Origin of the sequence: Massilia sp. UBA6681 (assembly GCF_002454935.1) — a bacterium.
Classification (GTDB): Bacteria; Pseudomonadota; Gammaproteobacteria; order Burkholderiales; family Burkholderiaceae_D; genus Telluria; species Telluria varians.
This window is the reverse complement of sequence record NZ_DKJX01000096.1, coordinates 90,548-108,652: the sequence shown is the minus strand read 5'-3', so window position 1 is coordinate 108,652 and position 18,105 is coordinate 90,548. Positions and strand designations below refer to the sequence as shown.

General features: G+C 65.6%; 15 protein-coding genes and 1 pseudogene. 7 read left to right on the top strand and 9 right to left on the bottom strand.

Annotated elements, in window-relative coordinates; translation table 11 throughout:
* Positions 1–87 precede the first annotated feature (87 nt).
* The gene (locus tag B2R83_RS17805; protein ID WP_292043997.1) at positions 88–975 is read right to left on the bottom strand and encodes a YicC/YloC family endoribonuclease; all 888 of its coding nucleotides are present in this window, start codon (positions 973–975) and stop codon (positions 88–90) included.
* Between the two features lie 133 nt (positions 976–1,108).
* Between B2R83_RS17805 and B2R83_RS17800 the strand changes: the two genes are divergently transcribed.
* The 5 genes from B2R83_RS17800 to hemW all read left to right on the top strand — a co-directional run bounded on the left by B2R83_RS17800 (position 1,109) and on the right by hemW (position 5,846).
* Positions 1,109–2,089 carry a serine/threonine protein kinase gene (locus tag B2R83_RS17800; protein ID WP_292043996.1) on the top strand — a complete coding sequence of 327 codons (981 nt, stop codon included), beginning with the start codon at positions 1,109–1,111 and terminating at the stop codon, positions 2,087–2,089.
* A 15-nt stretch (positions 2,090–2,104) separates the two neighbouring features.
* The gene (locus tag B2R83_RS17795) at positions 2,105–3,031 is read left to right on the top strand and encodes a PP2C family protein-serine/threonine phosphatase (RefSeq protein ID WP_292043995.1); all 927 of its coding nucleotides are present in this window, start codon (positions 2,105–2,107) and stop codon (positions 3,029–3,031) included.
* A gap of 8 nt (positions 3,032–3,039) precedes the next feature.
* Entirely contained in the window at positions 3,040–3,774 is a 735-nt protein-coding gene (rph, locus tag B2R83_RS17790) for a ribonuclease PH (RefSeq protein ID WP_292043994.1), read from the top strand.
* Between the two features lie 243 nt (positions 3,775–4,017).
* A complete protein-coding gene (rdgB, locus tag B2R83_RS17785) occupies positions 4,018–4,602 on the top strand; it encodes an RdgB/HAM1 family non-canonical purine NTP pyrophosphatase (protein WP_292043993.1) in 585 nt (194 codons plus the stop codon).
* Positions 4,599–5,846: a radical SAM family heme chaperone HemW gene (gene hemW, locus B2R83_RS17780; RefSeq protein WP_292043992.1), complete on the top strand. Its 1,248-nt coding sequence runs from the start codon at positions 4,599–4,601 to the stop codon at positions 5,844–5,846. Before rdgB ends, hemW begins: the two co-directional genes overlap by 4 nt.
* 159 nt (positions 5,847–6,005) lie before the next feature.
* Here hemW and B2R83_RS17775 read toward each other — a convergent pair whose 3' ends face one another.
* The 4 genes from B2R83_RS17775 to B2R83_RS17760 all read right to left on the bottom strand — a co-directional run bounded on the left by B2R83_RS17775 (position 6,006) and on the right by B2R83_RS17760 (position 13,170).
* Positions 6,006–6,989 carry a M28 family peptidase gene (locus B2R83_RS17775; RefSeq protein WP_292043991.1) on the bottom strand — a complete coding sequence of 328 codons (984 nt, stop codon included), beginning with the start codon at positions 6,987–6,989 and terminating at the stop codon, positions 6,006–6,008.
* 263 nt (positions 6,990–7,252) lie between these two features.
* Positions 7,253–8,671, bottom strand: a complete 1,419-nt coding sequence (locus B2R83_RS17770) for an efflux transporter outer membrane subunit (protein ID WP_292043990.1) — start codon at positions 8,669–8,671, stop codon at positions 7,253–7,255.
* 8 nt (positions 8,672–8,679) lie between these two features.
* Positions 8,680–11,841: an efflux RND transporter permease subunit gene (locus B2R83_RS17765; protein ID WP_292043989.1), complete on the bottom strand. Its 3,162-nt coding sequence runs from the start codon at positions 11,839–11,841 to the stop codon at positions 8,680–8,682.
* Between the two features lie 30 nt (positions 11,842–11,871).
* Positions 11,872–13,170, bottom strand: coding sequence for an efflux RND transporter periplasmic adaptor subunit (locus tag B2R83_RS17760; protein ID WP_292043988.1), 1,299 nt, complete (start codon positions 13,168–13,170; stop codon positions 11,872–11,874).
* On the opposite strand from B2R83_RS17760, the pseudogene B2R83_RS23945 reads away from it, so the two are divergent.
* Both B2R83_RS23945 and B2R83_RS17750 read left to right on the top strand, forming a co-directional pair.
* A pseudogene (locus B2R83_RS23945) lies at positions 13,133–13,450 on the top strand (TetR family transcriptional regulator); the annotation flags it as partial. The gene B2R83_RS17760 and the pseudogene B2R83_RS23945 overlap by 38 nt on opposite strands.
* A gap of 57 nt (positions 13,451–13,507) precedes the next feature.
* The gene (locus tag B2R83_RS17750; RefSeq protein WP_292043999.1) at positions 13,508–13,945 is read left to right on the top strand and encodes a hypothetical protein; all 438 of its coding nucleotides are present in this window, start codon (positions 13,508–13,510) and stop codon (positions 13,943–13,945) included.
* Between the two features lie 54 nt (positions 13,946–13,999).
* Here the strand turns inward: B2R83_RS17750 and tal are convergent, their stop codons facing one another.
* Genes tal through zwf form a run of 4 tightly spaced genes read right to left on the bottom strand, consistent with a single transcriptional unit; the run spans position 14,000 to position 17,847 of the window.
* Positions 14,000–14,932 carry a transaldolase gene (gene tal / locus B2R83_RS17745; protein WP_285380848.1) on the bottom strand — a complete coding sequence of 311 codons (933 nt, stop codon included), beginning with the start codon at positions 14,930–14,932 and terminating at the stop codon, positions 14,000–14,002.
* Between the two features lie 21 nt (positions 14,933–14,953).
* Positions 14,954–15,454: a GAF domain-containing protein gene (locus B2R83_RS17740; protein WP_051996872.1), complete on the bottom strand. Its 501-nt coding sequence runs from the start codon at positions 15,452–15,454 to the stop codon at positions 14,954–14,956.
* A gap of 57 nt (positions 15,455–15,511) precedes the next feature.
* Positions 15,512–16,366, bottom strand: coding sequence for an SIS domain-containing protein (locus B2R83_RS17735; protein ID WP_027864391.1), 855 nt, complete (start codon positions 16,364–16,366; stop codon positions 15,512–15,514).
* Between the two features lie 11 nt (positions 16,367–16,377).
* Positions 16,378–17,847, bottom strand: a complete 1,470-nt coding sequence (gene zwf, locus B2R83_RS17730; protein ID WP_292043987.1) for a glucose-6-phosphate dehydrogenase — start codon at positions 17,845–17,847, stop codon at positions 16,378–16,380.
* Between the last annotated feature and the right edge of the window lie 258 nt (positions 17,848–18,105).

Sequence of the window (18,105 nt, the reverse complement as noted above, 5' to 3'; positions counted from 1 at the left end):
CGTGGGCAGGGCAAAGTAGTCCGGTGGACTACTTTGCCCTGCCCACGCGTTCAAATCATCGTCGCGCTGTTGCGCAACGACAACAATTTATTCCAGGTTCTGCACCTGCTCGCGCATCTGCTCGATCAGCAGCTTGAGCTCCATCGACGCATCCGCCAGCTCCTTGACCGAGGCCTTGGCGCCCAGCGTGTTCGCTTCGCGGTTCAGTTCCTGCATCATGAAGTCGAGGCGCTTGCCGACCTGGCCGCCCTTCTTGAGGATGTGACGGGTCTCGTTCAGGTGGGCCGACAGGCGCGACAGCTCTTCCGAGACGTCGATGCGGATGCCGTACAGCGTCACTTCCTGGCGAATACGCTCCAGCACTTCCTGGCGCGTCAGGGTCGACGGGTTGCCGTGTCCGGCCAGGCCCAGCGCGTCCTGCATGCGCTCGATGGCCTTTTGCTGGAACTGCGCGATCACCTGCGGGATGAGCGGGGTGATGCGCTTGACGATCGCTTCCATCGCGTCGATCCGCGACAGCAGCATCGTCGCCAAAGCCGCGCCTTCGCGCCTGCGGCTGTCGACGAAAGCGGCCACGGTGGTGGCGGTGAGGGCGGCGACATCAAGCTGCAGCGACTCCTGGCCCACGGTCGACTCTTCGATCACGCCGGGCCAGCGCAGCAGTTCGGCCACCGTCATCTGCGCCGCCTGGGCGAAATGCCTGGTGACTTCAGCCTGCAGGCGTGCGAGGTCGGCCAGCAGTTCCTGGTTGAGCACTTGCGAGCCGCCCGCGGTCTTGCGGCCGAAGGACAAGCGCACCTCGACCTTGCCGCGCGTGATGGCGGCCATGATGGCGGCGCGCAGGTCGGGTTCCAGCGCGCGCAGTTCGTCGTTGATGCGGAACTGGAGGTCGAGGAAGCGCGAATTGACGCTCTTGATCTCGATCGTGAGGGTGCCGGCAGCGCTTTCGCTGGTGGCAACCGCATAACCTGTCATGCTTGAAATGCTCAAAGATTTCCCCGTCTTTTTTATTCTTTAGATACCTCGAGAACCGTCAGGGGCTGATCGAGGTGGCCTTTACAAAGGCAACATTTATCCCACACAATCGCCCTGTTAAGCAAGGACTCTAATGGCCGCACAGAATAATGCCCCCCTGCCTGATGGCCTGGAAATTGCCGGATATCGCATTGTAAAGAAAATTGCGTCCGGCGGGTTCAGTATTGTTTATCTGGCATATGACGCCGAGGGCAACGCGGTCGCCATCAAGGAATACCTGCCCAGTCAGCTCGCCTTGCGCGCGCCGGGCGAACTGATACCAGTCGTTTCCAAGCCCAATCTACCGGTATTCCGCATCGGCCTGAAGTGCTTCTTCGAAGAGGGGCGGGCGCTGGCCCGGATCGTCCATCCGAACGTGGTGCGGGTGGTGAACTTCTTCCGCGCCCACGAAACGGTCTACATGGTGATGGCCTACGAATCCGGCCACACCCTGCAGGATCACATCGCCCGCCTGCACGCCAGGGGCAGCCGCATGGGCGAAGCCTCGATCCGCCAGCTGTTCAACGGGGTGTGCGCCGGCGTGCGCGAAGTCCACGCCAACAAGCTGCTGCACCTCGACCTGAAACCGGCCAACATCTACCTGCGCGTAGATGGCTCGCCGCTGCTGCTCGACTTCGGCGCAGCGCGCCAGACCATCAACCTGGATGCGCCGATGCTGGCGCCGATGTACACCCCGGGCTTCGCGGCGCCCGAGCTGTACGGCAGGGCGGCCACGCTCGGGCCCTGGACCGACATCTACAGCATCGGCGCAGCCATGTATGCTTGCATGACGCGCAGCATGCCGCCCCCGGTCGAGGCACGCAAGGACGAGGACAAGACCGAGGCGCAGTTCGCCAAGATCGCCGGCAGCTATTCGCCCGAGCTGGTCGAGATGGTGCGCGCGTGCATGGCGCTCGATCCCTTGAGCCGGCCGCAGAGCGTGTTCTCGATGCAGAAGGTGCTGCAGGCGGCGCCGACGCTGGCGCCGCAGCTGGACGCCGCCGAAGAAGCGCCGGCGCGGGCCGGAGGATGGCGCGGCCTGGTTGGGCGCTTTGGCCGCAAGGCCAGTCATTAAGAAATCGGAGGCAGCATGCAGTTTTCCGTCTACCAGCAGACCCACATCGGCGGGCGCAAGGTCAACCAGGACCGGATGGGCTACAGCTTCACGCGCGACGCGCTGCTGCTGGTGCTGGCCGACGGCATGGGCGGACACATGGCAGGCGAGATCGCCGCGACCATCGCGCTGCAGACCCTGTCGATGATGTTCCGCATGCAGGCCAAGCCCTATGTGAAGAAGCCCGAGCGCTTCCTGGAAGAGGCCTTGAACCAGGCCCACTGGGACATCCTGGCCTATGCGGAGCGTCACAAGCTGCCGGAGACGCCGCGCACCACGGTGGTGGCCTGCCTGGTGCAGCACAACTGCGCCGTGTGGGCGCACTGCGGCGACTCGCGCCTGTACTGGGTGCGCCGCAACCAGGTGCTGGCGCGCACGCGCGACCATTCGCACCTGGAATACCTGATCGAGCGCGGCAAGGCGCTTGAGTCCGAGCGCAACACCCATCCGGACCGCAACAAGCTGTACAACTGCCTCGGCGCGGGCCAGGCGCCGAAGATCGACATCTCGCGCCAGGCCAGCCTGGAACCGGGAGACACCCTGCTGCTATGCTCCGATGGCCTGTGGGGCATGCTGCCCGAGACCGAGATCGTGCACCGGCTGTCCACCTCCACCATCGTGCAGGCGGTGCCGGACATGGTGGCGATGGCCGCCGCGATCGGCGGCGCCCGCGCCGACAACACGACGGCCCTGGCGATCACCTGGCAGGGCGCGGACGCCAAGGGCAGCCTGTCGCCCGACGTGATCTCGACCCAGATGCTGCCGGAGGACGAGGTCAGCTCGACCATCACCGCCGGGCAGCCGCTGCCTGCCGGTGCGGATGCCTTCGACGAAGACGAAATCGAAAAAGCGATTGCCGAGATCCGCGAGGCGATCGAGAAATCCTCCCAATTACTTAAATAAGGATTCCCATGACGTTTGCACAACGCCCGAGCGGCCGCGCGGTCGACCAGCTGCGCAGCATCCGCATCACCCGCCAGTACACCAAGCACGCCGAAGGCTCGGTGCTGATCGAGTGCGGCGACACCAAGGTGATCTGCACTGCCAGCATCGAAGAGAAGGTGCCGGGCTTCCTGAAGGGCAAAGGGCAGGGCTGGCTGACGGCGGAGTACGGCATGCTGCCGCGTTCGACGCACACGCGCATGGACCGCGAAGCCGCGCGCGGCAAGCAGACCGGCCGCACCCAGGAGATCCAGCGCCTGATCGGCCGCTCGCTGCGCGCCGCCTTCGACCTGGAAGCCTTTGGCGAGCGCACCCTGCACCTGGACTGCGACGTGATCCAGGCCGACGGCGGCACCCGCACCGCCTCGATCACCGGTGCGATGGTCGCCGCCTACGACGCCTTCAGTGCGCTCGCGGGACAGGGCCTGGTCCCGGCGGTGCCGGTGAAGCACTTCGTGGCGGCGATCTCGGTCGGCGTGTACCAGGGAACGCCGGTGCTGGACCTGGACTACGTCGAGGATTCGGCTTGCGACACCGACATGAACATCGTGATGACGGACCAGGGGCATTTCATCGAGGTGCAGGGTACGGCCGAGGGGGCCGCGTTCGACCGTGTGGGGATGAATCGGCTGCTGGACCTGGGGCAGCTGGGGATTACGGAGTTGATCAGGTTGCAGAAACAGTCGTTGGGATTGGTTGGCTGATTCAGGGATTCGACTTCGATGAAAAACTTGGAGGGAATAATGCCAGTGGCATTATTCCCGCCTGCGCGGGAAGTCATGGGCGCCAGTAGCGCGCATGACGTGCTGGAGATTGTGGCCACAAACACATGAACGTCGTTCCCGCGCAGGCGGGAACCCAATTTCGTACCGCACCCACCGAAGCATGCTTTAGCCCGACGCGCTAAAATACCCACCCTCCGCATCACCCACACCCTCGAGCCCTCCATGACCCAACGCCTGATCCTCGCCTCCAACAACGCCGGCAAACTGAAGGAATTCGCCCAGCTCCTCGAACCCATCGGTTTCGAGCTGCACCCGCAGGGCGAATTCAATGTCCCGGAAGCGGAAGAGCCTTTCGGCACCTTCGTGGAAAACGCGCTGGTCAAGGCCCGCCACGCTTCGCGCCTGACCGGCCTGCCGGCCCTGGCGGACGACTCGGGCGTGTGCGTCAACGCGCTCGGCGGCGCGCCGGGCGTCTACTCGGCCCGCTTTGCCGGCGAGCCGAAATCCGATGCCCGCAACAACGAGAAGCTGGTTGCCGACCTGGCCAGCCACGCCGACAAGTCGGCCTATTACTATTGCGTGCTGGTCTACGTGCGCCACGCCGACGACCCGCAACCGGTCATCGCCGACGGCCAGTGGCATGGCGAGATCATCGAGACCCCGCGCGGCGCCAACGGCTTCGGCTACGACCCGCACTTCCTGATTCCTGCGCTCGGCAAGACCACCGCCGAGCTCGACCCGGCCGTGAAGAACGCCCACTCGCACCGCGGCCAGGCCCTGCGTGCACTGGTAGAAAAACTGAAATGATCCCGATTAAAGTCGCCGGTTCAGATCTTGGGAAAATCGCCGGCGAATCGCGCTCTCCCGCCGCCACCGCCCTGCAGTATCTGCAGTCGGGCGCGCTGAACCTGACGGTCCTGCCGCCGCTGTCGCTCTACATCCACTTCCCGTGGTGCGTGCGCAAGTGCCCGTATTGCGACTTCAACTCGCACGAGGCCAAGGGCGAGCTGCCGGAAAAGGAATACCTCGACGCCGTGCGCCTCGACCTGGAGCAGTCGCTGCCCATGATCTGGGGCCGCAAGATCCACACCATCTTCATCGGCGGCGGCACGCCCAGCCTGATGTCGGCGGCCGGGCTGGATCGCCTGATGTCCGACGTGCGCACCCTGCTGCCCCTGGCGCTGGACGCCGAGATCACGATGGAAGCCAACCCCGGCACCTTCGAGGCCGAACGCTTCACCTCCTACCGCGAGAGCGGCATCAACCGCCTGTCGATCGGCATCCAGAGCTTCAACGGTGCCCACCTGAAGGCGCTGGGCCGCATCCACGACGAGCTTGAGGCCCTGCGCGCGGTGGAGATCGCGCGCTCTACGTTTGACAACTTCAACCTCGACCTGATGTTCGCGCTGCCGGGGCAGAGCCTCGACGAGGCAAGGCGCGACCTGCAGACGGCGCTGTCCTTCGCCCCGCCGCACCTGTCGATGTACCACCTGACGATGGAACCGAACACGGTCTTCGCAAAGTACCCGCCGGTCCTGCCCGACGACGATCTAAGTGCCGACATGCAGGACATGATCCTGGAAGCGACGGCCGCGGCGGGCTACCGGCACTACGAGGTCTCGGCCTACGCCAGGGAAGGCCGCCAGGCCAAGCACAACCTGAACTACTGGCAGTTCGGCGACTATCTCGGCATCGGCGCCGGCGCGCATTCGAAGATCTCCTTCCCGCACCGCGTGCTGCGCCAGGCGCGCTACAAGCAGCCGGGCTCCTTCATCGAGGCGGCCAGGCGCGGCAACCCGGTGCAGGAAGAGCACGAGATCGCACGCGGCGACATGGGCTTCGAGTTCATGCTCAACGCCTTGCGCCTGGTCGACGGCTTCGATCCGAACCTGTTCGCCGAGCGCACCGGCATGAGCATCAGCGCGATTGCCAAGGCGCTGAACGAGGCGGAAGGCAAGGGACTGCTCTACCGTGATCACAAGCTCATCAAGCCGACCGAGCTTGGGCAGCTTTTCTTGAACGACCTGCAGGAGATGTTCCTGGGGGCCTGACGCAAGGATATGTGGCTATGCGGGTGCGTAGGGTGGACGGCTTTTTTTGATCTGGTCCACTGGACCAGATCACTCCGCGCGTTCAGCTCCGGCATGCGCTGCCACTGCGCGTCCGTAAGTTGAACGCGCGGTCGGCAGAGCCGACCACCCTACAAAACCTCAGGTTGTTGCCGCGCCAGCGAGCGACTCCATGGTCCGCGCCAGCCCCCTAACCACGCGCGCCATGCTCGCATAGTCCAGCTTGTCCGGGGTGTCCTCCGCGGTGTGGTAGTAGGGGTAGCGCAGGAAGGCGGTGTCGGTGATCATCAGGGCCGGGTAGCCGTGCCGGTTGTACGAAGAATGGTCCGACAGCGTCACGCCCATCACGTGGGCCGGCGCCGCCAGGCCTTCGGCCGGGAAATCCGACTGGGCCTTGAAGGCCGCCAGGGCCTGGCGCACCAGGGCCGAGGATTCGAGCGTGCCCACGAAGGCGATGAAGTTGCCGGTGCTCGGGTAGTGCTTCTCCAGCCCCGGCGGCAGCTTCTGGCTGTTCTGCGCCTGCGAATACCAGCCGATCGTCTCCAGGATCAAGGCCCCTTCCACATTGTGTCCGTTCTTCTTGAGGTCGCGGGCATGCTGCATGCTGTCCATCTCTTCGCCCATGAACCAGGGCGGTTCCTCGTTGACGAAGAAGACGAACTTCACTTCAGTGCCGCGGCTCGGCTGCATGGTCTTGAGCAGGCGCGCCAGTTCCAGCACGGCGGCGGTGCCGCTGCCGTTGTCGTTGGCGCCCGGGGCGCCGCGCGCGGAATCGTAGTGGGCGCCGACGATGAAGATGCGCGCCGGTTTCGCACCCGGCGCGGTGTTCGATACCGAGACCTCGATGTTGCGTACCTTCTGGCCGCCGGCCTCGTACTCCTGGCGGCGCAGGCGGTAGCCGTAGCCCTCCAGTGTGGTTTCGATGTGGCGCGCGGCCTGTTCCAGTTCGCGCGGCGTTGCGGTATTGTGTTCTGGGGAGGCGATGGCCTCGACGTGCGTGCGCAGGCGGGCGGAGAGCTCCGGGGCAGGGGCGGCGGAATCGGTTTCCAAGGTCAGTGTCGCCAGCGCGATCGCCAGCAGGATCGCGATGAGGATTTTCCAGTGTGAGCGAGCGAATTTGCGCATGGCAGTCGGGCGGCAAGCCCCCAAGCGTTCATGCGTTCAGTGTAGCCATTTGTGCAAACCGGCAGCGCTTCGATTCCGCGTTTCAATTCAAACCACGGGGTCAGGTCTGACAATCGGACACGGGCTGAACAATGCAGCACGGTAATGCTCGAGTTCGTGTCCGAATGTCAGACCTGACCCCCGCCCGGTGACCCCCGCCCGGACCCTGACCGCAAAAAAAATCGGGCCGCGAACGGCCCGATTTCGAATGAAGCGAACTGCGCTCAGCGCGCCGCCACCGGCGTGGCCGGCTCGGTCCATCCGCCACCCAGCACGCTGTACAGCGTGACCTGGTTCTGCAGGCGCTGCAGGTTGGCCTGCACCGCCGCCTGCTGCGCCTGGAACAGCGCGCGCTGGGCATCGAGCAGCTCGAGGTAGCTGGCCGCGCCGTTACGGTAGCGCAGGTCGGCCAAGTTGAAGCGGTCGGCTTCCGCCTCGGCCACCGCGCGCTGCGCACGCAGCTGCTCGCTGAAGGTCGACTGCCCGGCCAGCGCGTCCGCCACTTCGCGGAACGCGGTCTGGATCGAGCGCTCGTACTGCGCCACCGCGATGTCGCGGCCGGCGCGGGCCGAGCCCAGCACCGCGGTGTTGCGGCCGTAGTCGAAGATCGGCAGGATCGCCTGCGGCGCGAAGCTCCAGCCGTAGGTGCCGGACTTGAACAGGCCCGACAGCTCGGTGCTGGCGCTGCCCACGCTGCCCGTCAGGGTGATGCGCGGGAAGAAGTTGGCGCGCGCCGCACCGATGTTGGCGTTGGCGGCGATCAACTGCTGCTCGGCCGCACGGATGTCCGGGCGGTTGGCCAGCAGGTCCGAAGGCAGGCCGGCCGGCAGGTCGGGCAGCTCGGTCGAGGCCAGGGTGGCGCCGGCGGCCGCGGTCGGCGGTACCGGGGTGCCCACCAGCAGGGTCAGCAGGTTCAGGTCCTGCGCGCGCTGGCGCTGCTGCGCCGCGAGCGTGGCCAGCGCGGTTTCCACCAGCGAGCGCGCCTGCTGCAGCTCGAAGCGCGAAGCCACGCCGTTGTCGAAGCGCAGCTGGGTCAGGCGCAGCGATTCCTGGCGCGTGCCCAGGGTCTGCTGGGTGATTCCCAGGAGCTCTTCGTCGGCCAGCAGCTGCAGGTAGACGTTGGCCACCGACGAGATCAGGCTGATCTGCGCCGACTTGCGCGCTTCCTCGGTTGCCAGGAACTGCGCCAGCGCGGCTTCCGACAGGTTGCGCACGCGGCCGAACAGGTCCAGCTCAAAGGCTGAAACCGAGAAGCCCGACTGGTACAGGCTGTTGATCGGCTGGTCTTCGCCGGTGGTCTGGCGTGAGCCAGTGATCCCCAGGCCTACGGTCGGCAGGCGGTCGGCGCGGCTGATGCGGTATTGCGCACGGGCCTGTTCGATGTTGGCGATCGAGACGCGCAGGTCGCGGTTGTTGACCAGGGCCTGGTCGATCAGGCCGCGCAGGCGCGCGTCCGGGAAGAAGCGCTGCCACGCGATGCTTGCGGGCGCCTCGTTCGCCACCTGGGCGGCCGGGGCGCTGGCCGGCTTGGCCAGTTCAGGGAAGGCCTCGGCCACCGGCGCCGCGGGGCGCTCGTACTTCGGCGCCAGCGACATGCAGCCTGCCAGCATCATTGCCAGTGCCAGCGGAGTCAGTTTTTTCATTGTTTGGATCATGGTTGTTTTCCTTCGACGACCGTGGCCGCGTCAGCATGGTGCGCGTACTTGTCCTGCTGGCGCTTGCTGCCCTTGAACAGCTTGCGCACCACGACGAAGAACAGCGGCACGAACAGCACGCCCAGGGTGGAAGCCGTCATCATACCGCCCATCACGCCGGTACCGATCGCACGCTGCGATGCCGAGCCGGCGCCGCCCGCGATCACCAGCGGCAGCACGCCGAGGATGAAGGCCAGCGAGGTCATGATGATCGGGCGGAAGCGCAGGTGCGCCGCCTCGATCGCCGCTTCCATCGGCGACTTGCCCTGCGCCTGCAGGTCTTTCGCGAATTCGATGATCAGGACCGCGTTCTTCGCCGCCAGGCCGACGATGGTCACCAGGCCGATCTTGAAGTACACGTCGTTCGGGTAGCCGCGCATCATGGCAGCCAGCACCGCGCCCAGGATACCGAAAGGCACCACCAGCAGCACCGACACCGGGATCGACCAGCTTTCATACAGCGCCGCCAGGGCCAGGAAGATCGCCAGCAGCGAGAAGGCCATCAGGATGCCCATGGTGCCGCTGGAGAGCTGTTCCTCGCGCGACTGGCCGGTCCATTCGAACGCGAAGCCCGCCGGCAGCTTGCCCGCCAGGCGCTCCATCTCGGCCAGCGCGTCGCCGGTCGAGTAGCCCGGCTTGGCGTCGCCCGAGATGCTCATCGCCGGATAGCCGTTGTAGCGCAGGGTCTGCATCGGACCGGTCACCCACCGGGTGGTGGCGAACGAGGACAGCGGTACCGGCTGGCCCTGGACGTTGAGCGCATTGATGCGCAGCAGGTCGTCCGGCTGCATGCGGTCTTTCGCATCGGCCTGCACCACGACGCGCTGCAGGCGGCCGGCGTTCGGGAAGTCGTTCACGTAGGCCGAGCCCAGCGAAGTCGAGATCGCGGTGTTGATCGCGTCGAAGGTGACGCCCAGCGCCTGCGCCTTGTCGCGGTCGATGTCCAGGCGAACCTGCGGCGCGTCTTCCAGGCCTTCCGGACGCACGCCGGTCAGGATCGGGCTCTGCGCGGCCATTCCCAGCAGCTGGTTGCGGGCCGCCAGCAGGGCCTCGTGGCCGTTGCCGCCGCGGTCCTGCAGGCGGAAGCTGAAGCCGGTGCCGCGGCCCAGTTCCGGGATCGGCGGCGGCGACAGCGCGAAGATGAAGGCGTCGCGGATGCCCGACAGGCCGCCGATGATGCGGTTGGCCACCGACTGGGCGTCCGAACCCGCGCCCTTGCGCTCGTCCCAGTCCTTCAGCGGAATGAAGGCCAGGGCCATGTTCTGGCCGGCGCCCGAGAACGAGAAGCCCAGCACGCTGACCATGTTGGCCACTTCCGGCTGCTTCATGATGAAGTTTTCGGCGGTGGCCATCACTTCGCTGGTGCGCTCCAGCGTCGCGCCCGGCGGCAGCTGGATGTTGGCGATGACGTAGCCCTGGTCTTCGTTCGGCAGGAAGGAATTCGGCATGCGGGTGAAGAACAGCGTCACCAGGCCGCAGACCAGCACGAAGGCCACCAGGCCGCGGCCCGAGTGGCGGATCAGCTTGCCGACCCAGCCTTCATAGCCCTTGGCGGTGGCGCCGAACTTGCGGTTGAACCAGCCGAAGAAGCCGCGCTTCTCGTGGTGATGGCCGGCCGCGACCGGTTTCAGGAAGTGCGCGCACAGCGCCGGCGTCAGGGACAGCGCCAGGAAGGCCGAGAAGGCGATCGAGGACACCATGACGACGGAGAACTGGCGGTAGATGTTGCCCACCGCGCCGCCGAAGAAGGCCAGCGGCACGAACACCGACATCAGGACCACGGTCACGCCGATGATGGCGCCGGAGATCTGGCCCATGGCCTTGCGGGTCGCTTCGAGCGGCGGCAGGCCTTCCTCGGACATGATGCGTTCGACGTTCTCGACGACCACGATGGCGTCGTCGACCACGATACCGATCACCAGCACCATGCCGAACATGGTCAGCACGTTGATCGAGTAGCCCAGCGCCAGCAGCGTGCCGAGCGAACCCAGCAGGGCGACCGGCACCACGATGGTCGGGATGATCGTGTAGCGGAAGTTCTGCAGGAACAGGTACATCACCAGGAACACCAGCACCAGCGCTTCGACCAGGGTATGCAGCACCTGCTCGATCGAGATGTCGATGAACTTCGAGCTGTCGAAGGGCACGGTGGCCTTCACGCCGGGCGGGAAGAACTTCGACAGTTCGTCCATGCGCTGCTTCACCAGGCGCGCGGTTTCCAGCGCGTTGCCGGACGGCGCCAGCTGCACGCCGATACCGGTGGACGGCTTGCCGTTCAGGCGCGCCGAGGTGCCATAGGCCTGGGCGCCGATTTCGATGCGGGCCACGTCCTTCAGGCGCACGGTCGAGCCGTCCGGGTTCGCGCGCAGCACGATGTTGCCGAACTGTTCGACGGTGGAGAGCTGGCCGGTGACGACCACGGTCGCGGTGATTTCCTGGCCTTTCGCCAGCGGCAGTTCGCCGATGGTGCCCGAAGCCACCTGGGCGTTCTGGCTGCGGATCGCGTTGTTGACGTCGGCCGGGGACAGGCGGTAGCCCACCAGCTTGGCTGGGTCGATCCAGACGCGCATGGCGCGCTCGGTACCGAACAGCTGCGCGGTGCCGACGCCCTTGATGCGCTGGATTTCAGGCAGCACCGTGCGCGAGGCGTAGTCGCCCAGCGCGATCGGATCCCACTTCGGATCGTCCGACGAGAGGATGGTAAACAGCAGGAAGTTCGCGCGCACCTTGTCGACGCGCACGCCTTGCTGGTTCACCGCCGCCGGCAGGCGCGGGGCCGCGCGCGACAGGCGGTTCTGCACGTCCACCTGCGCGAGCTCGGGGTTGGTGCCGGTTTCAAAGGTCAGGGTGATCGAGCCGCTGCCGTTGGCGGTGCTGCTCGATTCCATGTAGACGAGGCCTGGCGAACCGTTCATCTCGCGTTCGATGACGGAGATGACCGAGTCTTCCAGGGTCTGTGCCGAGGCGCCCGGATAGGCGGCATTGATCACGATCGATGGCGGAGCCACGTTCGGATACTGGGCGACCGGCAGCTGGGTGATCGAGACCGCGCCGATCACCATGATGAACAGCGCGATCACCCACGCGAAAATTGGGCGGTCAATGAAAAAACGTGCCATGAATTAGTCCTGTTCTTTTCCTGCAGCAGCTCAGTTACGCGTCGAGGCGGCTGCCGGCGCGGCGCCGGCGGTGGAGCCCGACGGGGCCGAAGCAGGCAGCTGGCGCGCGTTGTTGGCGGCGGCCTGGCCGGCATTGGCGGTGGCCGGCGCCGGCGCTGCGCCCGGCGCGGACGCGGCCTGCCATGGCACTGCCTTGACCGGCGTACCCGGCGGCAGCATCTGCAGCTTCTGGAAGCCGTCGACCATCACGCGTTCGCCTTCCTTCAGGCCGTCGGTGACGATCCAGTTGGAACCCTGCTGCGAGCCGATCTTGACGACGCGCTGGGCCGGCTTGTTGTCCGCGCCGACGACCATCAGGGTGTCGCCCTGCTGGCCGCCGCGGGTGACGGCCTGCTGCGGCACCACGATGCCGTTCGGGATTTCGGCCTGGGCCAGGCGTACGCGCACGTACTGGCCCGGCAGCAGGGCGTTATCGGGGTTGGGCACGGTTGCGCGCAGGGTGACCTGGCCGGTGCCCGGGTCGACGGTGATGTCCGAGAACTGCAGGCGGCCCTTGGTCGCCAGCTCGGTGCCGTCGTCGAGGATCACGCTGACCGCGGCGTCCCTGGCGTTGTTGCCGGCCTGCTTGCGCAGGCGCTGCAGTTCGCTGGCCGACTGGGTGATGTTCAGGTACATCGTGTCGGTCTGCTGGATCAGCGCCAGTTCGGTGGCCTGGGCCGCCGACACCAGCGCGCCCTCGGTCACCAGCGCGCGGCCGATGCGGCCCGAAATCGGGGCATAGACGTTGGCGTAGCTGGTATTGATCTGGGCGATGCGCACCTGGGCCTTGGCGGCCGCCACGGCCGCTTCCGCCTGCTTCTGGGCGGCGACGGCGTTGGTATATTCCTGCTTGCTGATGGCATTGGCTTCCACCAGCGGCTTGTAGCGCTCGGCCTGGGCGGTGGCCTGGTTCAGGGTCGCCTGGGCGCTGCCGACGTCGGCCTGGGCCGCCGCGAGGCGCGCCTGGTAGGGCGCCGGGTCGATCTGGAACAGGGACTGGCCCTGCTTGACGATGCTGCCTTCGGTGAACAGGCGCTTGAGCACCACGCCGTCGACACGTGCACGGACCTGGGCGGTACGCACCGGCTCGGCGCGCGCCGGCAGTTCGGTCAGCAGCGCGACCGGTTCGTATTTGGTGGTGATGACGCCGACTTCCGGCGCCGGCATGCCGCCGCCCGGGGCGCCGGCCGCCGGGGCATCTTTCTTGCCGCAGCCCGACAACAGGGCGAGGGCCACCAGCGTGCCTGCGGCGATGCGGGTCAGGGAGTGGGAGGAGTGGTCTGAGCGCATTACGTATGCTTCCTTCTCATTGTTGTTTCGATATCCGGCGCACACCTTTCGATCACGCAGGAATTGTCACTGGATTTTACGGACAGTTTTATATACTATCACGGCTGTATGTTTATTGCTGGAGAGCCCCTTCAAATGGGAGGGCGCAAAAAAAATGGCACGTAAAACCAAAGCGGAAGCTGCGGCAACCCGCGACAGCATCCTGGATGCTGCTGAAAGATTGTTTGCTGAACAAGGCGTATCAAGAACGACTTTACAGCATATTGCGACCGCTGCGGGTGTGACGCGCGGTGCTATTTATTGGCATTTCCTGGACAAAGCCGCGCTGTTCAACGCCATGTTCGATCGCGCGAAACTGCCGATGGACGAGGCCTTGCAGCAGCTCGACCACGAACGCGACGTGAAGGATCCGCTGCAATGCCTGCGCGACGACATGATGACCGTGCTGCGCATCGTGGTCGAGGACGAGAAGGCGCGCCGCGTGTTCGAGATCGCCACGCTGAAGACGGAATTCATCGACGAGGTGGACGCGGTGCGCGCGCGCCGGCGCGAGTCGATCGCCCTGTGGCAGGAGCGGATGGAAGCTCAGCTGAAACAGGCGCAGGAGAAGGGCATGCTGCGTCCGGGCGTCGGCACGCTGGCGGCCGCACAGGGCGGCTGGATCCTGGTCGACGGCCTGATCCGCAACTGGATCTTCGAGCCGACCCTGTTCGACCTGCGGGAACTGGGCGGGACGGTGATCGATACCTACCTGGCAGGGTTGCGCGCCGCCTGAGGCGCCTGAGCGGCGCCCCATGTAGAAAGCGCACCCTCGGGTGCGCTTTTGTTTTTACTTCAGCAGTTCTTCGATCATCTTCTTCAGCTTGATCGAATCCGCCACGAAGGCACGGATGCCTTCGGCCAGCTTCTCGGTCCCCATCGCGTCTTCGTTCAGCATGAAGCGGAAGGTCTTCTCGTCGATCGCGATCTTCTGGATGTCGGCGCCCGCGTCAGCGACCAGCTTGCGCTCGACCGGCGCTTCGGTATCGGCCAGCTTCTGCAGCAGGTCCGGCGAAATGGTCAGGAGGTCGCAGCCGGCCAGTTCCAGGATCTGCGAGGTGTTGCGGAAGCTCGCGCCCATCACTTCGGTCTGGTAGCCGAACTTGCGGTAGTACTGGTAGATGCGCTTGACCGACTGCACGCCCGGATCGTCCGCGCCGGTGTAGTCGGTGCCGGTCGACTTCTTGTACCAGTCGTAGATGCGGCCGACGAAGGGCGAGATCAGCTTGACGCCGGCTTCGGCGCAGGCAACGGCCTGGCACAGCGAGAACAGCAGGGTCAGGTTGCAGTGGATGCCTTCCTTTTCCAGGATCTCGGCGGCGCGGATGCCTTCCCAGGTCGAGGCGATCTTGATCAGCACGCGCTCGCGCGACACGCCGTTCTTTTCGTACAGGGCGATCAGTTCGCGGCCCTTGGCGACGGTGGCTTCGGTGTCGAAAGAAAGGGCGGCATCGATCTCGGTCGAGACGCGGCCCGGCACGTACTTCAGGATCTCGACGCCGAAGGCGATCAGGAGGCTGTCGACGATGGCGTCGACCGATGCGCCGTTGGCGTCGGCGACGGCCTTTTCCAGTAGCGGACGGTATTCCGGCTTCTGCACGGCCTTCAGGATCAGCGACGGGTTGGTGGTCGCGTCCTGCGGGGCATAGGCCTTGATCGACTGGAAGTCGCCGGTATCGGCGACGACGGTGGTGTACTGCTTGAGTTGTTCGAGTTGGTTCATGGTGGGAGCCAAAGTAAAGAGTCAGGAGAAATCGGTGCCGTCCATGAAGGCGGCGAGCATGCGCTCCAGTCCTTCACGGTCTTCATCGGAGAATCGGTTGAGCTGCGGGCTGTCGATATCGAACACGCCGACCACCTCGCCGTCCTTGACCAGCGGGATCACGATTTCCGAATTCGACGCCGAATCGCAGGCGATGTGGCCCGGAAAGGCATGCACGTCCGGCACGACGATGGTCTTGCGCTCGGCGGCGGAGGCGCCGCAGACGCCGCGGCCGAAGGGAATGCGGGCGCAGGCCGGCTTGCCCTGGAACGGGCCGACCAGCAGGTCATGGCCGTCGCCCTTGCGCGCTGGAACGGTAAAGTAGAAACCGGCCCAGTTCAGGTCGGCCAGGGTGTCGTAGACGAGGGCGGAAAACTGCGCGGCGTTCGCCATCAGGCTGCGTTCGCCTTCGAGGACGCTCTCGACCTGGCGCTCCAGCAGGGCGTAGTCGGGACGGGAGCTGCGTTCGGGATTGATGTGCATTGGCGTAGACCCGGGTTGCTATGGAAACCGGGTATTTTACACCTGTGGTGGGTTGGGTCAGCCGATGAACGAATCGAACTGCATGTCGAACTCCTGCAACGCCTTCTGCGCGTTCTGCATCTTCTTGCGGAACTCCGGCCCGCGCTGCAGCGCCAGCCCCACCGCCAGCACGTCGATCACGACCAGGTAGGCCAGGCGCGCCGAGATCGGCGTGTAGGGGTCGATCGCGAACACCAGGTCGATCGGGATGAACAGGGTCGCGATCTCCGCCAGCGGCGTGCCCGAGGGCGCCAGCACGATCACGTCGGCCCCGCCGCGGCGCGCCAGCTTGGCCGAGCGGGTGAGGGCCGGATTGTTGCCGCGCTGCGAGATCGCCACCACCGCGTCGCCTTCGCGCAGCAGGGCCGCGGCGATCGAGTGGATCGCCGGATCGGTGTAGGCCACCGTCGGCACGCCCGAGCGGAAGAACTTGTGCTGGGCATCCGCGGCGACGAAGCCCGACGAGCCCTGGCCGTAGAACTCGATCTTGTTGGCGCGCGACAGGATGTCGAGGGCCTTCTGGACCAGTTCCGGCTTGAGGTTGTTGCGCAGGTCGAGCAGGGTATTGATCGAGCGGCTGCAGATTTTATTCACCAGGTCGGCCGCCAGGTCGTCCGGCGCCGGCTGCTCGTTCGCGCCCGGCAGGGCCAGCGCCAGGCCCTGGGCCAGCTTGAGCTTGAACTCGTGCCAGCCGTCGTAGCCGAGGGTGCGGCAGAAGCGCACCACGGTCGGCTCTGACACTTGCGCGCTCTTGGCCAGCGCCGTGATGTTCTGGCTCACCGTGTTGGATGGCGCCGCGAGCACGGCGAGCGCCACCTTGCGCTCGGATTTGGAGAGCGAGTCGAGCTGGGTGCGGATGGAGTCGAGCAGCATGATGATGGCCGTCAGTCTTCGGGCAGCACTTCTTCGCGCCACTGCAGGCCGTCGCGGCCGATCAGCGCGCTCGAGGCGGCAGGGCCCCAGGTGCCCGAGGTATAGGGCACCGGTGCGCTGTCGTTCTGTTCCCAGTGTTCCAGGATCGGCTCGACCCATTCCCAGGCGGCTTCCAGCTCGTCGCCGCGCATGAACAGGGTCAGCTGGCCGCGCAGCACGTCGACCAGCAGGCGCTCGTAGGCTTCCATGCGCGGGCTGGTGAACTGCTCGCGGAAGTCGAGTTCGAGCTCGGCCTGCTTCAGGCGCATCGAGTCGCCCGGGGTCTTGGCCATCAGGTTCATCGACAGGCCTTCGTCCGGCTGCAGGCGGATCACCAGGCTGTTCGGCTGGAAGCTCGAGGTCGGCTGGTTGAAGATCGAATGCGGGATCTGCTTGAAACGCACCACGATCTCGGCCAGACGGTCGGCCATGCGCTTGCCGGTGCGCAGGTAGAAGGGCACGCCGGCCCAGCGCCAGGTGTCGATCTCGGCCTTCATGGCAACGAAGGTCTCGGTCCTGGACTGCTTGGGCGCGTCCGGCTCCTCGCGGTAGCCCGGCACCGCCTGGCCGTCGATGTGGCCGGAGCGATACTGGCCGCGCACGATGTTCTGCGCCAGCGTGGTCGGGGTAAAGCGCTTCAAGGACCGTAATACCTGCAGCTTGGCGTCGCGCACGGCGTCCGGCGCGATCGAGGTGGGCGGCTCCATCGCCACGATGCACAGCAGCTGCAGCAGGTGGTTCTGCAGCATGTCGCGCAGGGCGCCCGAGGTATCGTAGTAGCCGAGGCGGTTGCCCACGCCGATCTTCTCGGCGATGGTGATCTGCACGTCCGAGATCCACTCGCGGCGCCACAGCGGCTCGAACAGGATGTTCCCGAAGCGCAGGGCCAGCAGGTTCTGCACGGTCTCCTTGCCCAGGTAGTGGTCGATCCGGTAGATCTGCGTCTCGAGGAAGACCTTGCCGACATCCAGGTTGATCTGCTTGGCCGAAGCCAGGTCGCGTCCCAGCGGCTTTTCCAGCACCACGCGCGAGTTCGGCGAGACCAGCCTGGTTGCGGCCAGGTTGTCGCAGATGGTCGCGAACAAATGCGGCGGCGTCGCGAGGTAGTAGACGCGGGTCAGCGTGTCGTCCTTGCGCAGGGCTTCCACCAGCGGGCCGAAGGTGGACACGTCGGTGGCGTTCAGCGCCACGTAGACGATGCGCTTGAGGAAGCGGGCCCAGGTCTCGTCCTGCGGCGTTTCCTTGATGTGCGGCTTCGAATTCTTCTCGATGAACTGGAGGAAGTCTTCCTGCGAGAAGTCGTCGCGGCCCACGCAGATGATGCGGGCCGTGTCGGGCAGGTCGTTGCAGACGTCGCGCGCGTACATCGCAGGGAGCAGCTTGCGCATTGCAAGGTCTCCGCTGCCGCCAAAGAAAACGAGGTCGAAATCGGAAAGGGCCATGGAAATGTCTGGAAGGAGTGATCAGCGATGTGTAAATTTACTACACGGATATTCGCTTAGCAAGAAAATATACTACGAAAAAGCTTGTAGGGTGGGCGGCTCCACCGCTGCCTGTGAGCAGTGAAGCTGCATATGCCGCCCACGCGGTGATTGTTTGCAGCAAGATCATCCGGTAGGGAAGGTCGCCGCTAGCGATCACCGCGTGGGCGGCGCAAGTGCTATTGGCACATCTACCCACCCGGTACAGCCGCCCAGCCT

Coding starts and splice junctions, on each gene's coding strand:
- B2R83_RS17805 (WP_292043997.1), bottom strand. CDS start 975: ATGACAGGTTATGCGGTTGCCACCAGCGAAAGCGCTGCCGGCACCCTC.
- B2R83_RS17800 (WP_292043996.1), top strand. CDS start 1,109: ATGGCCGCACAGAATAATGCCCCCCTGCCTGATGGCCTGGAAATTGCC.
- B2R83_RS17795 (WP_292043995.1), top strand. CDS start 2,105: ATGCAGTTTTCCGTCTACCAGCAGACCCACATCGGCGGGCGCAAGGTC.
- rph (WP_292043994.1), top strand. CDS start 3,040: ATGACGTTTGCACAACGCCCGAGCGGCCGCGCGGTCGACCAGCTGCGC.
- rdgB (WP_292043993.1), top strand. CDS start 4,018: ATGACCCAACGCCTGATCCTCGCCTCCAACAACGCCGGCAAACTGAAG.
- hemW (WP_292043992.1), top strand. CDS start 4,599: ATGATCCCGATTAAAGTCGCCGGTTCAGATCTTGGGAAAATCGCCGGC.
- B2R83_RS17775 (WP_292043991.1), bottom strand. CDS start 6,989: ATGCGCAAATTCGCTCGCTCACACTGGAAAATCCTCATCGCGATCCTG.
- B2R83_RS17770 (WP_292043990.1), bottom strand. CDS start 8,671: ATGAAAAAACTGACTCCGCTGGCACTGGCAATGATGCTGGCAGGCTGC.
- B2R83_RS17765 (WP_292043989.1), bottom strand. CDS start 11,841: ATGGCACGTTTTTTCATTGACCGCCCAATTTTCGCGTGGGTGATCGCG.
- B2R83_RS17760 (WP_292043988.1), bottom strand. CDS start 13,170: ATGCGCTCAGACCACTCCTCCCACTCCCTGACCCGCATCGCCGCAGGC.
- B2R83_RS17750 (WP_292043999.1), top strand. CDS start 13,508: ATGTTCGATCGCGCGAAACTGCCGATGGACGAGGCCTTGCAGCAGCTC.
- tal (WP_285380848.1), bottom strand. CDS start 14,932: ATGAACCAACTCGAACAACTCAAGCAGTACACCACCGTCGTCGCCGAT.
- B2R83_RS17740 (WP_051996872.1), bottom strand. CDS start 15,454: ATGCACATCAATCCCGAACGCAGCTCCCGTCCCGACTACGCCCTGCTG.
- B2R83_RS17735 (WP_027864391.1), bottom strand. CDS start 16,366: ATGCTGCTCGACTCCATCCGCACCCAGCTCGACTCGCTCTCCAAATCC.
- zwf (WP_292043987.1), bottom strand. CDS start 17,847: ATGGCCCTTTCCGATTTCGACCTCGTTTTCTTTGGCGGCAGCGGAGAC.